Source organism: Brevibacterium sp. FAM 27836 (assembly GCF_051351055.1).
In the GTDB taxonomy this organism is placed as follows: Bacteria; Actinomycetota; Actinomycetes; order Actinomycetales; family Brevibacteriaceae; genus Brevibacterium.
Map to the genome: position 1 here is coordinate 3667035 of NZ_CP195711.1, position 19452 is coordinate 3686486.

Here is a 19452-nt window from a genome sequence, read left to right on the forward strand (position 1 = left end):
ACCGGGATGCTGGATCTCATCAGCCGCCTCGTGCGTGACTTCGGCTCCCGCGATGCCGAAGCCCGCGCCGATCTGCGCTTCGTCAGCCAGATCCCCGGAGCCGTCCCGGTCGAAGACTTGGAGGCTCGGAAGACCTCGCGCATCGCCGGAGTCGTCTCAGCCACCACCCAGTCGTGCAGCGGCGACAGCCCCCGTCTCGACATCACCGTGGCCGACGGCACCGGTGAAGCCCGCGCCCAGTTCCTCGGACGTCGGGAGATCAGCGGCATCCGACCCGGCGCACTGGTCGTCCTCGAGGGCCGATTCTGCGGCAAAGACGGTGTGCTGACCGCGCACAACCCCGTCTACGAACTGCTGCAGACACGCGACGACTCGGACGACTGACCCAGCCTCGAGACGGACCGGACGACTGGGCCGGCCACAACTCGGACGGCCAGCTCAGTTCCCAGCCGATTGTCTCAGTCCTCGGTCGACGCCGCCGTCGCCCGCAGCAGCTCGAGCAGCGCGCCTTCCTGATCGGGGGAGGAGAGGAAGAACAGTTCGTCCCCGGCCTCGATGACGTCATCGGCACTCGGAGCGAACGCTCGCGAATTGCGGATGATCGCCACCAACACCGTATCCAGCGGGAACGTGATCCCGCCGATGCGTTCGGCCACGAGCGCGGCGTTCTCATGCACCGTGAACTCGAGCAGACCCGCCTGGCCGCGTTCGAAGCTCATGAGGTGGACGAGTCCGCCGACCTCCACCGCCTCCTCGACGAGAGCGGTCATCAGTCGCGGAGTCGACACCGCCACATCGACGCCCCAGTTGTCGTCGAAGAGCCATTCGTTCTTCGGATTATTCACCCGCGACACCGTCCGGGGCACCCCGAACTCGGTCTTCGCCAACAGCGAGAGCACGAGGTTCGTCTTGTCGTCTCCGGTCGCGGCCACGACGACATCGGCTTCCTCGAGCCCCGCCTCGGCCAGGCCGGCGAGCTCACACGCGTCGGAGAGCAGCCATTCGGCTCCGGGGATCCGCTCCAGCCCGAGAGCGTCCTTGTTCTGATCGATGAGCAGAACGGAATGATCCTTGTCGATGAGCTCCCTGGCGACCGAACGACCGACGGAACCGGCTCCGGCGATGACGACCCTCATTGTTCTTCCTCCACGGTTGCCACGGGCTGATCGAGGATCCGCTCGATCTCGCCGAGGCGGTCGACCGGACACATGAGATGGACGAGATCCCCGTCCTGGATGAGCAGATCTTCGTGAGCGACGATGCCCTCGGACAAGCGGGTGACGTAGGCGACCCGTGCCTTCGTCCGTGATTCGATCTCTTTGATCGGGCGGGCCACCCAACCGGGATCGAGATGCACCTCGGCGAGGACGAGATTGCCCGAAGGCTCACGGTATTCGGTGATCGAACCCTGCGGGACGAGCTTGCGCATCACCTGCTCAGCCGTCCACCGCACCGTCGGCACGGTCGGGATGCCGAGGCGTTCGAAGACCTGCGCACGAGCCGGGTCGTAGATGCGGGCCGCGACATTCGTCACCGCGAAGGTCTCGCGGGCGACACGCGCGGCGAGGATGTTCGAATTGTCCCCGCTCGAGACCGCAGCGAAGGCGAAGGCCTCGGCAGTCTTCGCCTGGGACAGGGTCTCTCGGTCGAAGCCGATGCCGGTGATCGTCGAACCGCTGAAATCGCGACCGAGTTTGAGGAACGCGTCCGGGTTCCGATCGACGACCGCGACGGAGTGTCCATTCGCATCAAGGGCTTTGGCCAGGGAGGCCCCGACCCGGCCGCAGCCCATAATCACGAAGTGCATCGGTTTTCCTCTCCGCAGTGATCTACCATTGGTTGCCGTGGCCAGCAGTTTTTCTGATGCCGTCAAAAGACTACTCGTTGGACGGCCCTTCCGCAGTGAGGACAGGCGTGCGCCGGCGCTGAAGAAGCGCATCGCAATGCCCGTCTTCGCCTCCGACATGCTCTCATCGGTGGCCTACGCTCCCGATGAGATCCTGTTGGCACTGTCGCTGACCTCACTCGTGGCCCTGACGGTGGCCCCGTGGATCGGCGTGGCCGTGGGCATCGTCATCCTCGTGATCGTCGCCTGCTATCGCATCAATGTCAGGGCCTACCCCTCCGGCGGAGGCGACTACGAGGTGGCCTCGAAGAACCTCGGCTCCGGTGCCGGGCTCGTCGTCGCCGCGGCCCTGCTCGTCGACTATGTGCTCACCCTGGCCGTATCGATGACGGTGTTCGCCGCGTACATCACGACGGCCTTCCCGCCGCTCGCGCCCTATCGGGTGCCGGTGGCGATCGTCGGCATCCTGCTCATCTGCCTCGCGGGCCTGCGTGGATCCCGGGCGACGCCGATGCTCCTGGCCGTGCCGACCTACCTGTTCCTCGGCGCCGTGTTCCTCACCATGTGCGTGGGCCTCATCAGGGTCGGCTTCGGCGACACCCCGCACGCCCAGACCGCCGACTACACGGTCGTCCACGGCAGCGTCGGCGACCAGGCGACCCTCGGACTGGCCACGGTCCTCATCGTGCTCCGCGCCTTCTCCTCGGGAGCCGTTGCCCTGGCCGGTGTCCAGACCGTAGCCAACGCGGTGCCGGCGTTCAAGAAGCCGCGCGGCAAGAACGCCGGCAACACCCTGCTGCTGTCCGGCCTGCTCGCCGCCCTCATGCTCACCGGGCTGACCTACCTGGCCTCGGCCACCGGCATCAAATACGTCGACGACCCGCACCTCTACCTCGTCCGCGGCGACGGCAGCCCGATCAGTGCCGAATACGAGCAGGAACCCGTGCTCGCTCAGCTTGCACATGCGATCTTCGATAACGCACCCGTGATGTTCTACATCGTCGTGCTCATCACCGCCCTCGTGCTCATCGCCGCCGCGAACACCGCCGTCGAAGGCTTCCCGGGACTGGCCTCCCGATTGGCGCGCGACGAATTCCTGCCCCGACAGCTGGCGACGAAGGGTGACCGGCTCACCTTCTCCAACGGCATCCTCCTGCTCGCGGGGGCCGCGATCGTCCTCGTCATCGCCACGAGCGCCTCGGCGACGATGCTCATTCAGCTCTACCTCGTCGGGGTCTTCGCCAGCTTCGTCCTCGGACAGGCGGGCATGGTCCTGCACTGGCGAAAGCGGCTGCGCTTGGTCATCGACTCGAAGACCCGGATGCGGATGCACTTCAACCGGGCCGTCAACGGAGTCGGGTGCGTGCTGGCCGCCGGAGTCCTCTTCGTCGTCATCGTCTCGAAGTTCCTCGCCGGTGCCTGGTTGGCCGTGTTCGCGATGGCCGGTCTCTACCTCATCATGGGTGCCATCCACCGCCACTACTCCCGCGTGGCCCGGGAGCTCGCCCCGGACGCCGATGTGAATTCGCGGACCATCCCGTCGAACACACACGCCATCGTCGTCGTCAGCGAGATCGACAAACCCACCATGCGCGCCCTCTCCTATGCCCGAGTCACACGGTCGAGCCAGCTCGAGGCCGTCACCGTGGCCGTCGATGAGGATGCCGCAGCCGATCTGCAGAAGCGGTGGAACGCGATGGAGCTGCCGGTGCCGCTGACGGTCCTCGGCTCGCCGTACCGCGAACTCGTCCGTCCGATGCTTGCGCACATCCTCGCCATCCGCAGGCGGTCTCCGCGAGATCTCGTCATCGTCTACATCCCGCAGTTCGTCGTCGGCCGCTGGTGGGAGCATATCCTGCACAACCAGGTCGCGCTCAAGCTGCGCACCCGCCTGCTCCTCGTCCCCAACGTCGTCGTGGTCTCCGTGCCGTGGCGGCTGAGGTCGTTCTCCCGCCAATACGGCGGAGACGGCCCCGACCCCTCTCTGTACAGGCAGGCATAGAACACTCATGAGCGACACATCGGTTCCCGCCCAGGATCTCACCCTCGACATCGAGTCCCCGGCAGCCGGAGGCACCTCCATCGCCCGCCACGACGGACAGGTCGTGTTCGTCTCGGGTGCCCTGCCCGGTGAGAGGGTCCGGGCACGCACCGCCGCGGGACCGGCCGCGAGATTCCTCCGCGCCGAAGTCACCGAGGTGCTCGAAGCCTCACCCCACCGTGTCGCTGACCGTCGTGCCGCCTACCGGTTCGACGGACAGGCCGGCGGTCCGGCCGGTGCCGCCGACGAAGCAGCGACCGGCTTCGGCGGCATGGAATACGCACATGTCGACATCGCCCATTCGCGGACCCTCAAAGCCGAAGTGCTCACCGACCAGCTGGCGCGCATCGGCCACATCGATCGGCAGGTCGAGGTCCGGCCGGCACCGCACGAGACCGACGGCACCGACTGGCGCACCCGCGTCCAACTGGCCGTCGACGCCGAGGGCCGGCCGGGAATGCTCGCGTCCCGTTCACACGATGTCATTCCCGTGAACACTCCGCCGTTGGCCGCCGGAGCGCTCCACGACCTCGACATCGCAGCGCTGCGTGCACCGGGGGCACGCAGGCTCGAATTCGCTTGGTCCGGAGACCATGGAGCACTCATCGTCCGCGGGCGCCCCACCGCTGAGGTCCTCGCCGAGATCGACGCGTGGCTGCCCGCTTCCTTCTCTCTGCTCGCCGAGGCGGCCGGGCCCGATCACGGCAAGCGCAGGGGGCGCGGACGCGGCCGCAGGCGTCCTCCCGCCGAGCTCACCATCGTCCGCGGCCGCCGGAACCTCACCGAGACGGTCGCGGGACGGGACTTCACCGTCGCCGCCGACGGGTTCTGGCAGGTGCACCGGGATGCGGCCGAACTGCTCAGCGCGGAAGTCAGCGCCGCGCTGCCCGACCGAGTGAAGTCGCTCACCGACCTCTACTGCGGAGTCGGTCTGCTCGGCATCTCCGCGGCACGGGCGACGGGAGCACCGCTGTTCGGAGTCGAAGGGGTCGGACCGGCGATCGAGCACGCACGTGCGAACGCCGCCGATCTCGACGCCCGGTTCCTCACCCTCGACGTCGATCGGGCCCGCCTGCCCGAATCCGATGTCATCATCCTCGACCCGCCGCGGGCAGGGGCAGGGAAGGCGGTGACCTCGGCGCTCATCGGATCCTCGGCGCGGACTCTGGTCTATGTCTCCTGCGACCCGGCGACGCTGGCCCGCGACCTCGCGCAGCTGACCGGCGGGGGATTCGCGATCGAGAGCCTCACCGGCTTCGATCTCTTCCCGCTCACCTCACACCTGGAGACGGTCACCGTCCTCCGGAGGTGAGGTCGACGTCCCCGGCAGCGCCGCCTCGATGAGGGCCGCGGTCAGTGGTGGAGCCGCCTCGGCGAGGGATCATCCGGCCGGGGTCCGGCGGGGGAGGAGCACGAGGACGATGAGGGCGATGAACGTCGTGAGGAATCCCCACAGTCCCCACCAGCCGGCGGATCGGCCCTTCTCCCTGGCGAAGGAATTGCAGATCACGGCGAAGATGATGCCGACGAGCAGTGCGCCGAAGCCGAATCCGGCGCCGAGCGTGAACGGGTCCATGGGGGTCTCCTCGGTGCTGATGCGAGTATGCGACGATGTCCTCGACGCGGTTCTCACATTAGGCACCGCGCCACGGCGGCGTCCCTGGTGATGACCGCAGATGAGTGAGGGGAAAACCCGACCGGAGGGTTCGAACCTCCGTGTGCCACAGTGGTCAAAGCCCCTCGAATGAGATAGAATTTATCTTGACGTCAAGATACTTTTGGAAACATATGTGTCGCGTAAATCGGTGCGCGGCGCAAGGGCCTGCCCGCAGACTCGGAACGGTCCGGTTTCTTGGATGAGTATCGGATGAAACAGGAGAATCACGATGAGCAACGTCGATACGTTCAAATCGAAGAGCACCCTGACCGCGGGCGATAAGGATTATGAGATCTATCGCCTCGACAAGGTCAAGGGATCGGAAAAGCTTCCCTTCAGCCTCAAAGTGCTGCTGGAGAACCTTCTGCGCACGGAAGACGGCGCAAACATCACCTCGGAGCACATCGAGGCGCTCGGCAGCTGGGACCCCAATGCCGAGCCGGACACCGAGATCCAGTTCACCCCGGCCCGCGTGGTGATGCAGGACTTCACCGGTGTGCCCTGCATCGTCGACCTCGCCACCATGCGTGAGAAGGTCGTCGAGCTCGGCGGCAAGCCGGATCAGGTCAACCCGCTGGCTCCGGCCGAGCTGGTCATCGACCACTCGGTGCAGATCGACCGCTTCGGCACCGCCGACGCCGTCGAACTGAACATGGACATCGAATACCAGCGCAACGGTGAGCGCTACCAGTTCCTGCGCTGGGGCCAGACCGCATTCGAAGACTTCAAGGTCGTGCCTCCGGGCATGGGCATCGTCCACCAGGTCAACATCGAGCACCTGGCTCGCGTGGTCATGCCGCGCGAGGTCGACGGAGTCCTCCGGGCCTACCCGGACACCCTGGTCGGCACCGACTCGCACACCACCATGGTCAACGGCCTCGGTGTGCTCGGTTGGGGCGTAGGCGGCATCGAGGCCGAGGCAGCAATGCTCGGCCAGCCCGTGTCGATGCTCATCCCGCGCGTCGTCGGCTTCAAGCTCACCGGTGAGATCCCCTCCGGTGTGACCGCGACCGACGTCGTGCTCACGATCACCGACATGCTCCGTCAGCACGGTGCCGTCGGCAAGTTCGTCGAGTTCTACGGCAAGGGTGTGGCCGAGGTGCCGCTGGCCAACCGTGCGACGATCGGCAACATGAGCCCCGAGTTCGGTTCGACCGCCGCGATCTTCCCGATCGACGAGGTCACCATCGACTACCTCAAGCTCACCGGCCGCTCGGACGAGCAGATCCAGCTCGTCGAGGACTACGCCAAGACCCAGGGGCTGTGGCACGACCCGGAGAACGAAGTCGAGTACTCCGAGTACATCGAACTCGATCTGTCCACCGTGGTGCCCTCGATCTCCGGACCGAAGCGCCCGCAGGACCGCATCGAACTCTCCGATGCCAAGAACCAGTTCGCCAAGGACATCCACAACTACGCCGCACCCGGCGAGGAGTCGAAGTCCGTCGACGTCACCACCGGTGACGGAGACCAGTTCGAGCTGGCCAACGGCGCTGTGGCGATCGCTTCGATCACCTCGTGCACGAACACCTCGAACCCCTCGGTGATGATGGCCGCCGGCCTGCTGGCCCGCAACGCCCGCAAGCGCGGACTCAACTCCAAGCCGTGGGTCAAGACCTCGATCGCTCCGGGTTCGAAGGTCGTGACCAACTACTACGAGAAGGCCGGGCTCATCGAGGATCTCGAGGCTCTGAACTTCTACATCGTCGGCTACGGCTGCACCACCTGCATCGGCAACTCGGGTCCGCTGGACCAGGAGATCTCCGACACCATTCAGGACAACGACCTCTCGGTCACCGCTGTCCTGTCGGGTAACCGCAACTTCGAGGGCCGCATCAGCCCCGACGTGAAGATGAACTACCTCGCCTCGCCTCCGCTGGTCATCGCCTACGCGCTGGCCGGGACGATGGACTTCGACTTCGAGAACCAGCCGCTGGGCAAGGACTCCGAAGGCGTCGACGTCTACCTCAAGGACCTCTGGCCCGCGCCGGAGGAGGTCGAGTCGGTCATCGCCTCGTCGATCTCGACCGATATGTTCGACAACGAATACGGCCGGATCTTCGACGGTGACGAGCGCTGGCAGCAGCTCGACACCCCTGAGGGCAAGATCTTCGAGTGGGACGACAAGTCGACCTACGTGCGCAAGCCCACCTTCTTCGACGGCATGGGACTCGAGCCCGAGGCCGTCGAGGACATCAAGGGTGCGCGCGTGCTCGCGAAGCTCGGCGACTCGGTGACCACCGACCACATCTCGCCCGCAGGTTCCTTCAAGGCCGATACCCCGGCCGGCAAGTACCTCGTCGAGAACGGTGTCGAGCGCAAGGACTTCAACTCCTACGGCTCGCGCCGCGGCAACCACGAAGTCATGATCCGCGGAACGTTCGCGAACATCCGCCTGCAGAACCAGCTCCTCGACGGAGTCCAGGGTGGCTTCACCCGCGACTTCACGCAGGAGGGCGGACCGCAGACGACGATCTACGACGCTTCCGTCAACTACGAGGCCGCCGGCACTCCGCTCGTCGTCCTCGGCGGCAAGGAATACGGATCGGGATCCTCGCGTGACTGGGCCGCCAAGGGCACGAAGCTGCTCGGAGTCGAAGCGGTCATCACCGAGAGCTTCGAGCGCATCCACCGCTCGAACCTCATCGGCATGGGTGTGCTGCCGCTGCAGTACCCCGCCGGCGAATCGACCGAGTCGCTCGGCCTCGACGGCACCGAGACCTTCTCCATCGAAGGCATCACGGAACTCAACGAGGGCAAGACCCCCGAGACCGTGAAGGTCACCGCCGAGAAGGAAGACGGCACGAAGGTCGAATTCGACGCCGTGGTGCGCATCGACACCCCGGGTGAAGCCGACTACTACCGCAACGGCGGCATCCTGCAGTACGTTCTGCGTCAGCTGGCAACCGCCTGATCGCAGGAGATGCGCCCGGGCGCTCGGTCTCAGTGAGTCAGTGACTCGCTGCGACCGCCACGTACAGGGCAGCCTGCAGTGAACGAAGGCCGGTGGGATTCTTCCCACCGGCCTTCGTCGTCCCTGGGCGACGGGCAACGGTGGGCGGAGCATCCCTCACCGTCAGCGTCTCAACATCGTGGTGCACCGGGGCGGTGTCCCGCTGAGGGTGAGGGATGCCCTGCCGTCGGCGGGGAGAGCGGGGGCGGGCGGCGGTGCATGATGCATGGCCAGTGGGAGGAGATGGACGCGGCGCGAGGAAGTATCCGCAGTGGGGTGGGGCGCTCCGGGAGGTGCGCGATAGAATGTGGCGATTGGAGTCCGCCCGTCAACGATGATGTGAGAAGTGAGATGACCTTCCTCGAAACGATCCACTCGCCGAGCGATCTGGCCCGGCTCGACGCCGGCGAGTGCGAGGTGCTGACCAAAGAGATCCGCGACTACCTCGTGACCACGGTGGCCGGCACCGGCGGACATCTGGGCCCCAACCTCGGCGTCGTCGAACTCACCATGGGCATCCACCGAGTCTTCGACTCCCCACGGGACACCATCATCTTCGACGTCGGCCACCAGACCTATGTGCACAAACTGCTCACCGGCCGCTGCGAGGAATTCTCCACCCTGCGCCAGCGTGAGGGACTCTCCGGCTACCCGAGCCGGGCAGAGAGCGACCACGACGTCGTCGAAAACTCCCACGCCTCGGCCTCCCTGTCCTGGGCCGACGGCATCGCAAAAGCCCGTCAACTCACCGGTGAGAGGGACCGCCACGTCGTCGCCGTCATCGGCGACGGGGCGCTGACCGGAGGCATGGCCTGGGAAGCGCTCAACACGATCGCCGCCGACACGTCGACCCCGCCGAGGCGGCTGGTCATCATCGTCAACGACAACGGCCGCTCCTACGCCCCGACCGTCGGCGGATTCGCCGCCCACCTCGACGAGCTGCGCACGACCTCCGGCTACGAGAAGCTGCTGAGCTGGGGCAAAGAGACGCTGCGTCAGTCCGGTGCGCCCGGCCGCGCGGCCTACAGTGCGATCCACGGTGTCAAACGCGGACTCAAAGACATGGTCAGCCCGCCGCAGACGGGAATGTTCGACGAACTCGGCATCAAGTATCTGGGCCCTGTCGACGGCCACGATCTGTCCTCGGTCGAAAAGGCCCTGCAGCTGGCCAAACAGTACGACGGCGGCCCCGTCATCGTCCACATGATCACGCAGAAGGGGCACGGCTACGACCCGGCGGTCAACGACGACACGGACCAATTCCACTCCGTCGGCATCATCGACCCGGTCACGGGCAAGGCGACACCGTCGAAGTCGACGTCGTGGACCTCGGTGTTCGGCACCCAGATCTGCGAACTCGCCGAGGAGCGTGACGATATCGTCGCCGTCACCGCGGCCATGCTCACCCCGGTGGGACTGGCGAAATTCGCCGAGGAATTCCCTGACAGGGTCTTCGACGTCGGCATCGCCGAACAGCATGCGGTCGCCTCGGCGGCGGGCCTGTCCTACGGCGGGCTCCACCCGGTCGTATGCATCTACTCGACATTCCTCACCCGTGCCTTCGACCAGATGCTCATGGACGTCGCCCTCCACCGCCAGGGCGTCACCTTCGTCCTCGACCGCGCCGGCATCACCGGTCCCGACGGGGCCAGTCACCACGGCATCTGGGACATCGCCATGCTGCGCATCGTTCCCGGCCTCCGACTCGCCGCACCTCGGGACGCCGCTCGACTGGTCGAAGAGCTGAGCGAAGCGGTCGCCGTCACCGACGGGCCGACGGTCCTGCGCTTCCCGCGCGGCGGCGTCGGAGCCGACATCCCCGCGCTGAGGCGGCTCGGCGATGGCGTCGATGTCCTCCGTGACAGGCCCGCCGGTTCCGAACCGGATGTGCTCATCGTCTCCGTCGGTCCCTTCGCCCTGCTGGCTGAGGACGTCGCCGAGAAGCTGGCCGATCGAGGCATCACCGCCACGATCGTCGACCCCCGTTGGGTGCTGCCCGTGCCCGATTCCGTCATCGACCTCGCGGCACAGCACAGCCTCGTCGTTGTGATCGAAGACGGGGTGAAGATCGGCGGCATCGGTTCGCAGATCAGATCCGACCTGCGCGAGGCGGACTCGCGGATCGGGGTCCTCGAACTCGGGGTGCCCGACGAATTCCTGCCGCAGGGAACGCGCGAAGAGATCCTCGCACACGTGGGACTCGACGCTGACACGATCGTCTCCGACATCGTCGGCGCCCTGCCCGCCGAGGTAGCCGACCGTGCCGATCAGAGTTCCCGCCGCGCGGTGTGACGATTCCACTCAGGCAGCGGACACGGTCGATCGGAGGGCAGCGGTCGCAGTCGTCCTCAGGGAAGCGATCGCAGTTGCTTCCAGGGGAGCAGACGAGGTCGCCCTCAGGGTCGGGGGAGGCCGGCCAGGGTCGTCGAGAGCACCGGAGTGCTCAGCTCGATCTGCCAGGGGCGCGCGCCCGCCTCGGCGAGGAAGTCTGCGACATCGACGACGGGCTGAGCGGCCAGGGACTTCACCAGGGCCGGCTGGAGCAGCACATCGTGGGGGATCGTCAGCTGCTTCGACAGTTCGGCCATCGCCGCCTTCAGTGCCGCGATACGGTCCTTGAGATCGGTATGGCTGAACGGGCTGCGTCGCTGCCGTCCGCCCTCCTGCTTCGGCGGGAGCTCTTCGGCGGTGAGGCGGGAGGCCTTGCGGTAGGCGCGGAAGAGGCGGGCCGCCTCGGCACGGGAGAGTCGGCGCCACTTCGTCATGATGTCATCGCTGGACTTCACTCCGGATTGGGCGAGAGCGACGAGGTCACGGTCGCGCAGCACCTTGCTCGGGGCGATATCGGACTCGAAGGCCATGGCGTCGCGCGCCCGCCAGAGTTCGCGGACCCGGGCGATATCGCGGCGTGAACGCAGTTTCGACAGGCCGTGCGTGCGCCGCCACGGTTCGTCGAAATGCTTCGGTTCGAAGTCGAGCAGGTGCGTGAACTCCTGGCGTGCGTACTCCCAGCGATCGACCTCGAGCAGCGACTGATGGAGGATGTCACGGATCGGCAGGAGCACTTCGACGTCGAGGGCGGCATAATTCAGCCACGCCTTCGGCAGGGGCCGGGTGGACCAGTCGGCGGCCGAATGCTCTTTGGCCAGACGCACACCCAGAGTGCGTTCGGCGACCGCTGCCAGACCGAATTTCTCCCAGCCGAGGAGCCGTGCGGCCAGTTCGGTGTCGAACAGCGCCGCCGGGCGCATGCCGCGCTCCTGCAGGCACGGCAGATCCTGAGTCACCGAATGGATGACCCACTCGTCGGAGCCGAACGCGGGATTGAGGTCGCTGAGGTCTCCGAGGGTCTCGGAATCGAGGAGGAACGTGCCCGCACCCTCGCGACGCAGCTGGATGAGGAACGCCCGCTGCCCATATCTGATGCCCGAGGCCCGTTCGGCATCGATGGCGATCGGTCCATCGGCGGCAGCCAGGCTGGCGACCGAGGAGGAGAGTCCGTCCGGGGTGTCGACAACGTCGGGGACGCCGTTCGCGGGTGTTTCCAAAAGCGGTAGTTCAGATGTCATCGACGGCGCCCGGGCAGGGCAGTGACTCCTTCAGGAAGTGGTGGCAGTCCGGCGACTGTGCTGAGCAGATCGATCCAGGCTTCGAAGTGATTGCCGATCAGATCCGGCTCGTCAATCACGGGTGTCCACGAAGCGCGCAGCTCCAAGTCTATCGTGGCCGGACGATCGGCCAAGGTGCCGAAGCTCTCCGACAGCACCCGGGTCGTCGTCCCGCCGGCGGCGAGCACCTGGCAGTCGTTGGCTTCCAGGGCGTCCTCGAGCCAACTCCACGCCACGTGACCGAGCATCGTCTCATTGCCGAGTTCGTGTTCGAGCTCTGCCCGAATATAGGAGACCACCCGGAAGCGGCCTTCCCATTCCTCGGGTGCGGCCGGGTCGAAGAGGACGACGATGCGGCCGGTGGCGAGTTCGTCGATGGTCTCGCCGCTGGCCCGCAGGAAGGTCTCGTCGGCGCTGACTTCGGCACCGAGCGCATAGGAGTAGGGCGCCAGCCGTGCCGGCGCCGGAATCTCGGAGATCGACACATTGTTCGTGCTGCGTGCCTGACGCAGCACCGAAGTCACGGCCGAGAACTCCGCCGGAATGCGATTGAGAGGTGAGGTGTTGACCACACTTGACACGATAGATCAGCACACCGGGCGGGGGAATCGCCCACGCCGAGGCGCCCCCCGGAGATTCGGCTCGCGCGCACCGCGACGACGGTTAAGACGCGGTGTCTTGAAACCGGAGCGCAGTTGGTCATCGTCTGGCGAAGAATGGGAAGATGGGGTCATGACATCACCCCTGTTGGCCGCCCTGCGTTCGGAGCCGGTGCCGCACACTCCCGTCTGGTTCATGCGGCAGGCCGGCCGCTCTCTGCCCGAGTATCGGAAGCTGCGCGAAGGCACGAAGATGCTCGATGCCTGCCGCGATCCCGAGCTCGTCTCCGAGATCACCCTCCAGCCCGTGCGCCGCCACGGTGTCGATGCGGCCATCTTCTTCTCCGATATCGTCGTCCCCCTGCAGGCCGCAGGCGTCGACGTCGAAATCGTCCCCGGCGTCGGACCGGTCATCGCGCACCCGGTGCGCAGCCGCACCGACATCGACGCCCTGCCCGAACTCGACGTCGCCGACATTCCCGACATCACCGAATCGATCCAGCGGGTGACTGCCGAACTCGGCGAGGCGACCCCGCTCATCGGCTTCGCCGGAGCCCCATTCACGCTCGCCAGCTACCTCATCGAAGGCGGCCCGAGCAAGAACCATGAGAAGACGAAGTCGCTCATGGCCTCCGACCCCGAATCCTTCTCCGCACTGCTGGCGAAGCTCGCCCGCATCTCCACCACTTTCATCGACGTCCAGCTGCAGGCGGGTGCGAAGGCCTTCCAGCTCTTCGACTCCTGGGCCGGCTATCTCAGCCGTGCAGACTACGAAGACCACGTCCTCGAGCACTCCACCTCGGTGTTCTCAGCACTGGCGGCTCACGAGGTTCCCAGCATCCACTTCGGCGTCCAGACCGGTGAGCTGCTGAGCTCGATGTCGCGGGCCGGATCGACGGCCGTCGGCGTCGACTTCCGCGTCGACCTCGCCGATGCCGCCACCCGAGTCCCGTCCGGACGGGCGCTGCAGGGCAACCTCGACCCCGCACTCCTCTTCGCCCCGTGGGAAGCACTCGCTCCGCGAGTCGAGGCCATCGTGAAGAAGGGGCTGGAACTCGACGGCGGATTCGTCTTCAACCTCGGCCACGGAGTGCTGCCGGACACCGACCCCGAGGTGCCCGGTCGCATCGTCGACCTCGTGCACCGAGTCTCGGCAGAGATCCTCGGTCGCCGCAGCTGATCCGATGAAGCACATCACCGTCGTCGGGGGAGGCGTCTCCGGGCTCGTCACCGCCTACCGTCTCTCCGCCGACCACGAAGTCACGCTGCTCGAGGCGGCCGATCGCCTCGGCGGGTGCCTCAGGCCGACCACCCTCGGCGGTGCTGTGCCCATCGGCATCGACTCCGGTGCCGAAGCGAGCCTCAACCGCCGACCCGAGACCAAAGGCCTGGCCCGCGAACTCGGCCTCGACACGGTCTTCCCCTCCACCCGCCACAGCTCCCAGGTGCTCAACCGCGGGCAGCTGCATGCGATTCCGAAGCGCACCATCATGGGGGTGCCCGCCGACGCCGCAGAAGTCGAAGCCCTCATCGGCACCGAGGCGGCCGACCGTTTGGCGGCCGAAACGCTCACTGCGGCGATCGACACCGACGATGTCTCCTTGGGAGACTTCCTGTCCGCGCGCCTCGGCGATGCCGTCGTCGACTCGCTCGTCGATCCGCTCCTCGGCGGGGTCTACGCCGGCCGCTGCCGGGATCTGTCTCTGGCCGAAACGGTGCCCGCGCTCCTGCCCGCCGCGGTCGAGGGCACCTCGGTGCTCGACCTCGTCGCCGAACTCCTCGCCGCCCGCGAGGCGAACGCGAGATCCGGGACTGAGCAGGAACCGGTGTTCATGAGCTTCGAAGGCGGCATCAACCGCCTCATCCCCGCCCTGCGCGAAGCGTTCGAGACCAACGGTGGGACGGTGAGGCTTGGTGCCGGGGTCACACGAATCCGTCGTGGGGCCAGCACGTGGACGGTCTCCGGCGACGGGTTCGAGGTGGAATCCGACGGATTGGTCCTGGCCACACCGGCCCACATCAGTGCCGGGCTGCTCACCGAAACGGCTCCCGACGCTTCAGCGACTCTCGCGAGCATTCCCTACGCTTCGACAGCGCTCGTGGCAGCCTTGGTCGACCTCGACGGAACCGAGCTGGAAGGGTCGGGATTCCTCGTTCCGGCGACCGAGGACACCTTCATCAAGGCCTCGACGTTCGTGTCGAACAAATGGCCGTGGACGGCCGCACACATCCCACGCGGCACCGCGCTGGTGCGAATGAGCATCGGACGCTTCGGCGACGGACCCGAGGTCTGGTCCACGGCGTCGGATGAGGAACTCATCGACCGGGCCTTCGCCGATTGGCAGTCGATCACCTCTCGTTCGAGTGCACGGGTCCTCGCTGCCGAAGTCCAGCGGTGGAACTCCGCGCTGCCCCAGTACCTGCCCGGCCACGCCGCGCGCATCGCCGGCCTCGATGCGCAGATCGCCGAGCTGGACGGCCTCGACCTGGCCGGATCGGCATTCGCAGGAGTGGGGATCCCCGCCTGTATCGCCCGCGCCGAGGCGGTCGCACAGCGCCAGCGGACCCGGCAGGCCGACGGGCCGCGGCCGACGGATCCGAGCCACTGAACTTCACCGACTGACACTGACCCACCGATACAGAACGAACAGATCACAGAAGGAGCAGGAATGAGCGACCACACTCAGCCGACCGATGCCCAGATCGAAGAAGCGAACAGCGAGACGAGGTACATCGCCTATTCCGTCTACGCTTCGGCCGGTGAGCTCGGTGACGCCGACCGCGGCGAACTCGCCGAGGAGCTGCTGACCGGGCTCGAGCCGCTGAAGGAGCAGGGACTCGTCGTCCGCGGCATCTACGACGTCTCCGCCCTGCGCGCCGACGCCGATGTCATGTTCTGGTACCACGCGCCCACCATCGAACTCGTCCAGGCCGCCTACTCGGTGATCCGTCGCAGCCTGCTCGGCGGAGTCCTCGAACCGATCTGGTCGGTCGTGGGCATCCACCGTCCGGCCGAGTTCAACAAGGGCCACCTGCCGGCGCTGCTCGTCGACGAGGTCCCCGGAGACTACATCTGCGTCTACCCGTTCGTGAGGTCCTACGACTGGTACGTACTCGATCCCGCCGAACGGTCGAAGATGCTGCGCGACCACGGCATGGCCGCCGCCTCTTACAAGGACGTCAAGGCGAACACGATCGCGTCCTTCGCCCTCGGCGACTACGAGTGGCTGCTCGCCTTCGAAGCCCCCGAGCTGCACCGCATCGTCGACCTCATGCGCGATCTGCGCAATACCGAAGCTCGGCTGCACGTGCGCGAAGAGATCCCGTTCTACACGGGACCGCGTCGGGAGCTCGTCGACATCATCTCCGACTGGCGGTGACCGACCGCGGTCGGGAGTGGGCCCAGCCGACTTCCGACCGAACCGGGGCGCCACCGACCTCGGCCGGAGGTGACACGCTCAAGGGCCGTCGCAGATGCGGCGGCCCTTGCACGTTCGCAGCGATCAGCGGCTGCCGGGTCAGTCGGCGGTCTTCTTCACCACGTAGGAATGGCCGCTGGCGTCGGTGCGCATCTCCAGGCCCATGGCCTCGAGCTGCTTGTGGCGCAGGGTCTCATCCTCGAAATACCCACCGGGACGCGTGTTGTCGACCTGTGCGGGACCGACGATCTTGCGGAAGAAGTTGTTGAGCCAGCCGACTCCGCGCTGCGATGTGCGGTGACTGCGCGAGTGTCTGTCGGAATCGTCGGGAGAAGCCTGCGAGGCGGACGGCATAAGAGAATCCTATCGACGAGTCACCGCTGCGGCGGGCTGCTGAACAATTTCGACTGTACATCCAGTGTACCCTAATCATTAGTGCACTAATTGAAGGCCGCGCGGACGGTCGCACGGACGGCCGAAGGAGAGACGATGCTCGAGTCCGATGACGCTCAGGGACGAATGGACAATCCCCTGGCATTGGAGAGCCAGATCTGCTTCGCTCTGGCCGTGGCTTCACGCGGAGTGATCGGCGCGTACCGGTCAGTGCTCGAACCGATCCACCTCACGCACCCGCAGTACCTCGTCATGCTTGCGCTGTGGCAGCACGAGAAGCTCACGATGCGTGAGATCGCGGGACTGCTGCGTCTCGAACCGGCCACCGTCTCGCCCCTGGTCAAGAGGCTCGAGGCGCTTGACTATGTGGCGAAGATGCGCAGCGAACATGACGAGCGGATCGTCGAGGTCACACTCACACCCACAGGGCTGCGACTGCGGGAGACGGCACAGACCATTCCCGGAAAGATGATGGACAAGCTCGGCATGGACGTCGACGGAGTGCGTGATCTTCACGCGGTGATGCAGAAGATCATCGCCTCCGTCGACGCCGCCGAGGATGACGCCGGCTGAGTTCAGTCCGCGGGGCGTTCCATCGGAGTGTGTTCGATCCCGTCCTCGAGGAAGCGCGGACCGTTGGGGGCGAACCCGAAAGAACCGTAGAGACCCTCGAGATGCGACTGCGCATTCAGCGTCAGCGGCGAATTCGACCAAGCATCGACGATGTCTGCCAGCAGTCTGCGGCTCCATCCCTGACCACGTGCCTCGGGGAGAGTGACAACCCGACTGATGCTGCGGGCTCCCGGGCGCGCGGCCGGCCCGTCGGGGACATCGGCCGGCAGCAGGCGAGCATAGGCCCATGGAGCCAGGTCACGGCCGAAGGCGGCACCGTGGGTGTCGGCCATCGTCGAGGCCGGCCTCGGGTAGAAGATGTGCAGCGTCTCGGGCAGAGTGTCCACTCCGTCGGGGTCGAGGAAGACGCACTCCTGCTCGACGACGAAGGCACGGGACCTCAGCTGCAGGATCCCGTAGAGCTCCTCGGCCTGCAGCTGGGCGAATGTCCTGATGACCGGCTCGACCGCCGCGGTGGTGACAGGCTCTGTCGCCGCGGCACGGACCGGTTCAGCCGCCTCGGCGATCTGTGACTCCGTTGCCGCCTCAGCCATGGGCATCGGCGTTGTTGAGCTTGAGCGAGATCGAGTTGATGCAGTAGCGCTGGTCGGTCGGGGTGTCATACCCCTCACCTTCGAAGACGTGTCCCATATGGGAATCGCAGTTCGCGCATCGGACCTCGATGCGCTCCATGCCCATAGTGGTGTCGCGGATGTAGCGGACCCGGTCCTCGGCCAGCGGTGCGTAGAACGACGGCCACCCGCAGTGGGAGGTGAACTTCGTGTCCGAGGGGAAGAGGTCGGCCCCGCAGGCGCGACACTGATACATTCCTGCCGCGGTCTCGTCGTTGTACTCGCCGGTGAAGGGGCGTTCGGTCGCACCCTGCCTGAGCACCGCGAATTCTTCCGGGGAGAGGACGTCCTGCCAGCGGACCTCCTCGGGCGCGGTTCCCGTATTGCTGTTCGGTGCCTGTGACATCATGACCTCCAGTGATCGTCGACGGCTGCTGTTCGCATGGGCGGAGAGGATCTTCGCCCCTGCTGGGGACAACAGCGTTTGGCTCCTGCTCATTCCTTAGGCAACAATGAAGTCAGGAGGTTTACATGACCCGCGAGACGAAGTTCCCCGCCCGCCTGCTGGTGGCTGCTGTCGGAGTCGGCGCCGGACTGGGCGCGCTGATCTCCGTGGCGTCCTCGGGACTGGCCGCCTACTTCGCCCGCAGGATCGTGGTTCCGGAGAACGCGCCGGAAGAACTCGACATCCTGCACATCGACGGTTTCCCTCCGAATATGCGCATCCATCTGCCCGCCGACGAAGAGACGACGGTGCCCGGCACCTACGGCCTCTACTTCAACCAGGGCGCGGGCCACGCAGTGATCGGCGACATCGTCGAATACGATCCGCGCTCTCGCACCGTCTCACGCGAGATCCTCTCCGTGACTCGCGGAGACATCCGCCGCGCGTGGCGCGGACGCTGGACCGGCATCGTCTACCCCGATCCGGTGGCCGCGGGTGTGAACTTCGACGACATCGAGATCCGCTCCGATGCGGGTCGTCTGCCCGCCTGGCTGCTGCCCACCGATCACCCGGAACCGCAGGAGACCTGGGCGATCCTCATCCACGGTCGCGCCAGCACTCGCGCCGAGGGTCTGCGTGCGGCCCCGGTGCTCAACACTCTCGGAGTGCCTGCCATCGCCATGTCCTACCGCAACGACGCCGAGGTGCGGGTGGAGACCACCTCCCGCTACGGCCTCGGCGACACCGAATGGATCGACGTCGACGCGGCCATCGACTGCGCCGTGGCGCGCGGGGCGAAGAACGTCGTCCTCTTCGGCTGGTCGATGGGCGGGGCGATCGCTCTGCAGGCGGCTTCGCGCGGACGCAACCGGCGCTACGTCACGTCCCTCGTCCTCGACGGGCCGGTCGTCGACTGGGTGAACGTGCTCGACGGACAGGCGAAGAAGAACCTGCTGCCGACCCCGATCGCGAAACTCACCCTCGAGATGATCACTCAGCCGTGGGCACGCCCGATCACCGGACTGGAGACCCCGCTCGACCTCGACCGCATGGATTGGGTGACGCGGGCGGCCGAACTCGACGTCCCCGTCCTGCTCATCCACTCCGACGATGATGAATTCGTGCCTTCGGGCCCCTCACACGCCCTGGCTTCGGTGCGCCGGGACCTCGTGACGATGCCCACCTACAGCAAGGCCCACCACACGAAGGAATGGAACATCGACCCGGTGCGCTGGGAAGACGATGTCGCGAACTTCCTCGAGGCGAAGATCCTGCCGAAGGCCTGATCGCAGAGAGCGGCCAGCCGA

General features: G+C 66.4%; 18 protein-coding genes. 10 read left to right on the forward strand and 8 right to left on the reverse strand.

The annotated features are described in order from the left end of the window. The first annotated feature begins 6 nt into the window (after window positions 1-6). Window positions 7-384, forward strand: coding sequence for an OB-fold nucleic acid binding domain-containing protein (locus ACSE4D_RS16355; protein ID WP_425119595.1), 378 nt, complete (start codon window positions 7-9; stop codon window positions 382-384). A 74-nt stretch (window positions 385-458) separates the two neighbouring features. Here ACSE4D_RS16355 and ACSE4D_RS16360 read toward each other — a convergent pair whose 3' ends face one another. Both ACSE4D_RS16360 and ACSE4D_RS16365 read right to left on the reverse strand, forming a co-directional pair. Further along, window positions 459-1136, reverse strand: coding sequence for a potassium channel family protein (locus ACSE4D_RS16360; RefSeq protein WP_425119594.1), 678 nt, complete (start codon window positions 1134-1136; stop codon window positions 459-461). After that, the gene (locus tag ACSE4D_RS16365) at window positions 1133-1807 is read right to left on the reverse strand and encodes a potassium channel family protein (protein WP_425119593.1); all 675 of its coding nucleotides are present in this window, start codon (window positions 1805-1807) and stop codon (window positions 1133-1135) included. Before ACSE4D_RS16365 ends, ACSE4D_RS16360 begins: the two co-directional genes overlap by 4 nt. A gap of 136 nt (window positions 1808-1943) precedes the next feature. Here ACSE4D_RS16365 and ACSE4D_RS16370 point away from each other — a divergent pair, with 136 nt between their 5' ends. Together ACSE4D_RS16370 and ACSE4D_RS16375 are read left to right on the forward strand one after the other, a co-directional pair. Beyond that, a complete protein-coding gene (locus ACSE4D_RS16370; protein ID WP_425119592.1) occupies window positions 1944-3848 on the forward strand; it encodes an APC family permease in 1905 nt (634 codons plus the stop codon). Between the two features lie 7 nt (window positions 3849-3855). Beyond that, complete coding sequence (locus tag ACSE4D_RS16375) at window positions 3856-5199, forward strand: class I SAM-dependent RNA methyltransferase (protein ID WP_135541242.1); 1344 nt, start codon at window positions 3856-3858, stop codon at window positions 5197-5199. A gap of 69 nt (window positions 5200-5268) precedes the next feature. Here the strand turns inward: ACSE4D_RS16375 and ACSE4D_RS16380 are convergent, their stop codons facing one another. Then, window positions 5269-5463 (reverse strand): hypothetical protein, encoded by a 195-nt coding sequence (locus ACSE4D_RS16380; protein WP_135541240.1) that lies wholly within the window; start codon window positions 5461-5463, stop codon window positions 5269-5271. Between the two features lie 310 nt (window positions 5464-5773). On the opposite strand from ACSE4D_RS16380, the gene acnA reads away from it, so the two are divergent. Next, entirely contained in the window at window positions 5774-8458 is a 2685-nt protein-coding gene (gene acnA / locus ACSE4D_RS16385; RefSeq protein ID WP_436326296.1) for an aconitate hydratase AcnA, read from the forward strand. Window positions 8459-8848: 390 nt separating this feature from the next. Beyond that, window positions 8849-10789: a 1-deoxy-D-xylulose-5-phosphate synthase gene (gene dxs / locus ACSE4D_RS16390; protein ID WP_425119591.1), complete on the forward strand. Its 1941-nt coding sequence runs from the start codon at window positions 8849-8851 to the stop codon at window positions 10787-10789. 104 nt (window positions 10790-10893) lie between these two features. On the opposite strand, the gene ACSE4D_RS16395 is transcribed toward dxs, so the two are convergent. Both ACSE4D_RS16395 and ACSE4D_RS16400 read right to left on the reverse strand, forming a co-directional pair. After that, window positions 10894-12045, reverse strand: coding sequence for a ribonuclease D (locus ACSE4D_RS16395; RefSeq protein ID WP_240689975.1), 1152 nt, complete (start codon window positions 12043-12045; stop codon window positions 10894-10896). Between the two features lie 17 nt (window positions 12046-12062). After that, window positions 12063-12677 (reverse strand): DUF3000 domain-containing protein, encoded by a 615-nt coding sequence (locus ACSE4D_RS16400; protein WP_135541232.1) that lies wholly within the window; start codon window positions 12675-12677, stop codon window positions 12063-12065. Window positions 12678-12837: 160 nt separating this feature from the next. Between ACSE4D_RS16400 and hemE the strand changes: the two genes are divergently transcribed. Genes hemE through hemQ form a run of 3 tightly spaced genes read left to right on the forward strand, consistent with a single transcriptional unit; the run spans window position 12838 to window position 16084 of the window. After that, window positions 12838-13884 carry a uroporphyrinogen decarboxylase gene (hemE, locus tag ACSE4D_RS16405; protein ID WP_425119590.1) on the forward strand — a complete coding sequence of 349 codons (1047 nt, stop codon included), beginning with the start codon at window positions 12838-12840 and terminating at the stop codon, window positions 13882-13884. A 4-nt stretch (window positions 13885-13888) separates the two neighbouring features. Beyond that, complete coding sequence (gene hemG / locus ACSE4D_RS16410) at window positions 13889-15313, forward strand: protoporphyrinogen oxidase (RefSeq protein ID WP_425119589.1); 1425 nt, start codon at window positions 13889-13891, stop codon at window positions 15311-15313. A gap of 60 nt (window positions 15314-15373) precedes the next feature. Then, window positions 15374-16084 carry a hydrogen peroxide-dependent heme synthase gene (hemQ, locus tag ACSE4D_RS16415; protein WP_135541226.1) on the forward strand — a complete coding sequence of 237 codons (711 nt, stop codon included), beginning with the start codon at window positions 15374-15376 and terminating at the stop codon, window positions 16082-16084. Window positions 16085-16222: 138 nt separating this feature from the next. Here hemQ and ACSE4D_RS16420 read toward each other — a convergent pair whose 3' ends face one another. Further along, window positions 16223-16477 (reverse strand): hypothetical protein, encoded by a 255-nt coding sequence (locus ACSE4D_RS16420; protein WP_425119588.1) that lies wholly within the window; start codon window positions 16475-16477, stop codon window positions 16223-16225. Between the two features lie 135 nt (window positions 16478-16612). On the opposite strand from ACSE4D_RS16420, the gene ACSE4D_RS16425 reads away from it, so the two are divergent. Beyond that, window positions 16613-17089, forward strand: coding sequence for a MarR family winged helix-turn-helix transcriptional regulator (locus ACSE4D_RS16425; protein WP_240689973.1), 477 nt, complete (start codon window positions 16613-16615; stop codon window positions 17087-17089). 2 nt (window positions 17090-17091) lie between these two features. On the opposite strand, the gene ACSE4D_RS16430 is transcribed toward ACSE4D_RS16425, so the two are convergent. Then, on the reverse strand, window positions 17092-17682 hold the full coding sequence (locus tag ACSE4D_RS16430) for a GNAT family N-acetyltransferase (RefSeq protein WP_436326297.1): 591 nt from the start codon (window positions 17680-17682) through the stop codon (window positions 17092-17094). Then, window positions 17675-18106, reverse strand: coding sequence for a peptide-methionine (R)-S-oxide reductase MsrB (msrB, locus tag ACSE4D_RS16435; protein WP_135541345.1), 432 nt, complete (start codon window positions 18104-18106; stop codon window positions 17675-17677). The genes ACSE4D_RS16430 and msrB overlap by 8 nt, the downstream gene beginning before the upstream one ends. A gap of 125 nt (window positions 18107-18231) precedes the next feature. Between msrB and ACSE4D_RS16440 the strand changes: the two genes are divergently transcribed. Next, a complete protein-coding gene (locus ACSE4D_RS16440; RefSeq protein WP_436326298.1) occupies window positions 18232-19431 on the forward strand; it encodes an alpha/beta hydrolase family protein in 1200 nt (399 codons plus the stop codon). Window positions 19432-19452: the final 21 nt, after the last annotated feature.

What these genes read in the sequence shown, in the direction of transcription:
- ACSE4D_RS16355 (WP_425119595.1), top strand. Translation starts at nt 7, where the DNA reads ATGCTGGATCTCATCAGCCGCCTCGTGCGTGACTTCGGCTCCCGCGAT.
- ACSE4D_RS16360 (WP_425119594.1), bottom strand. Translation starts at nt 1,136, where the DNA reads ATGAGGGTCGTCATCGCCGGAGCCGGTTCCGTCGGTCGTTCGGTCGCC.
- ACSE4D_RS16365 (WP_425119593.1), bottom strand. Translation starts at nt 1,807, where the DNA reads ATGCACTTCGTGATTATGGGCTGCGGCCGGGTCGGGGCCTCCCTGGCC.
- ACSE4D_RS16370 (WP_425119592.1), top strand. Translation starts at nt 1,944, where the DNA reads ATGCCCGTCTTCGCCTCCGACATGCTCTCATCGGTGGCCTACGCTCCC.
- ACSE4D_RS16375 (WP_135541242.1), top strand. Translation starts at nt 3,856, where the DNA reads ATGAGCGACACATCGGTTCCCGCCCAGGATCTCACCCTCGACATCGAG.
- ACSE4D_RS16380 (WP_135541240.1), bottom strand. Translation starts at nt 5,463, where the DNA reads ATGGACCCGTTCACGCTCGGCGCCGGATTCGGCTTCGGCGCACTGCTC.
- acnA (WP_436326296.1), top strand. Translation starts at nt 5,774, where the DNA reads ATGAGCAACGTCGATACGTTCAAATCGAAGAGCACCCTGACCGCGGGC.
- dxs (WP_425119591.1), top strand. Translation starts at nt 8,849, where the DNA reads ATGACCTTCCTCGAAACGATCCACTCGCCGAGCGATCTGGCCCGGCTC.
- hemE (WP_425119590.1), top strand. Translation starts at nt 12,838, where the DNA reads ATGACATCACCCCTGTTGGCCGCCCTGCGTTCGGAGCCGGTGCCGCAC.
- hemG (WP_425119589.1), top strand. Translation starts at nt 13,889, where the DNA reads ATGAAGCACATCACCGTCGTCGGGGGAGGCGTCTCCGGGCTCGTCACC.
- hemQ (WP_135541226.1), top strand. Translation starts at nt 15,374, where the DNA reads ATGAGCGACCACACTCAGCCGACCGATGCCCAGATCGAAGAAGCGAAC.
- ACSE4D_RS16420 (WP_425119588.1), bottom strand. Translation starts at nt 16,477, where the DNA reads ATGCCGTCCGCCTCGCAGGCTTCTCCCGACGATTCCGACAGACACTCG.
- ACSE4D_RS16425 (WP_240689973.1), top strand. Translation starts at nt 16,613, where the DNA reads ATGCTCGAGTCCGATGACGCTCAGGGACGAATGGACAATCCCCTGGCA.
- ACSE4D_RS16430 (WP_436326297.1), bottom strand. Translation starts at nt 17,682, where the DNA reads ATGGCTGAGGCGGCAACGGAGTCACAGATCGCCGAGGCGGCTGAACCG.
- msrB (WP_135541345.1), bottom strand. Translation starts at nt 18,106, where the DNA reads ATGTCACAGGCACCGAACAGCAATACGGGAACCGCGCCCGAGGAGGTC.
- ACSE4D_RS16440 (WP_436326298.1), top strand. Translation starts at nt 18,232, where the DNA reads ATGACCCGCGAGACGAAGTTCCCCGCCCGCCTGCTGGTGGCTGCTGTC.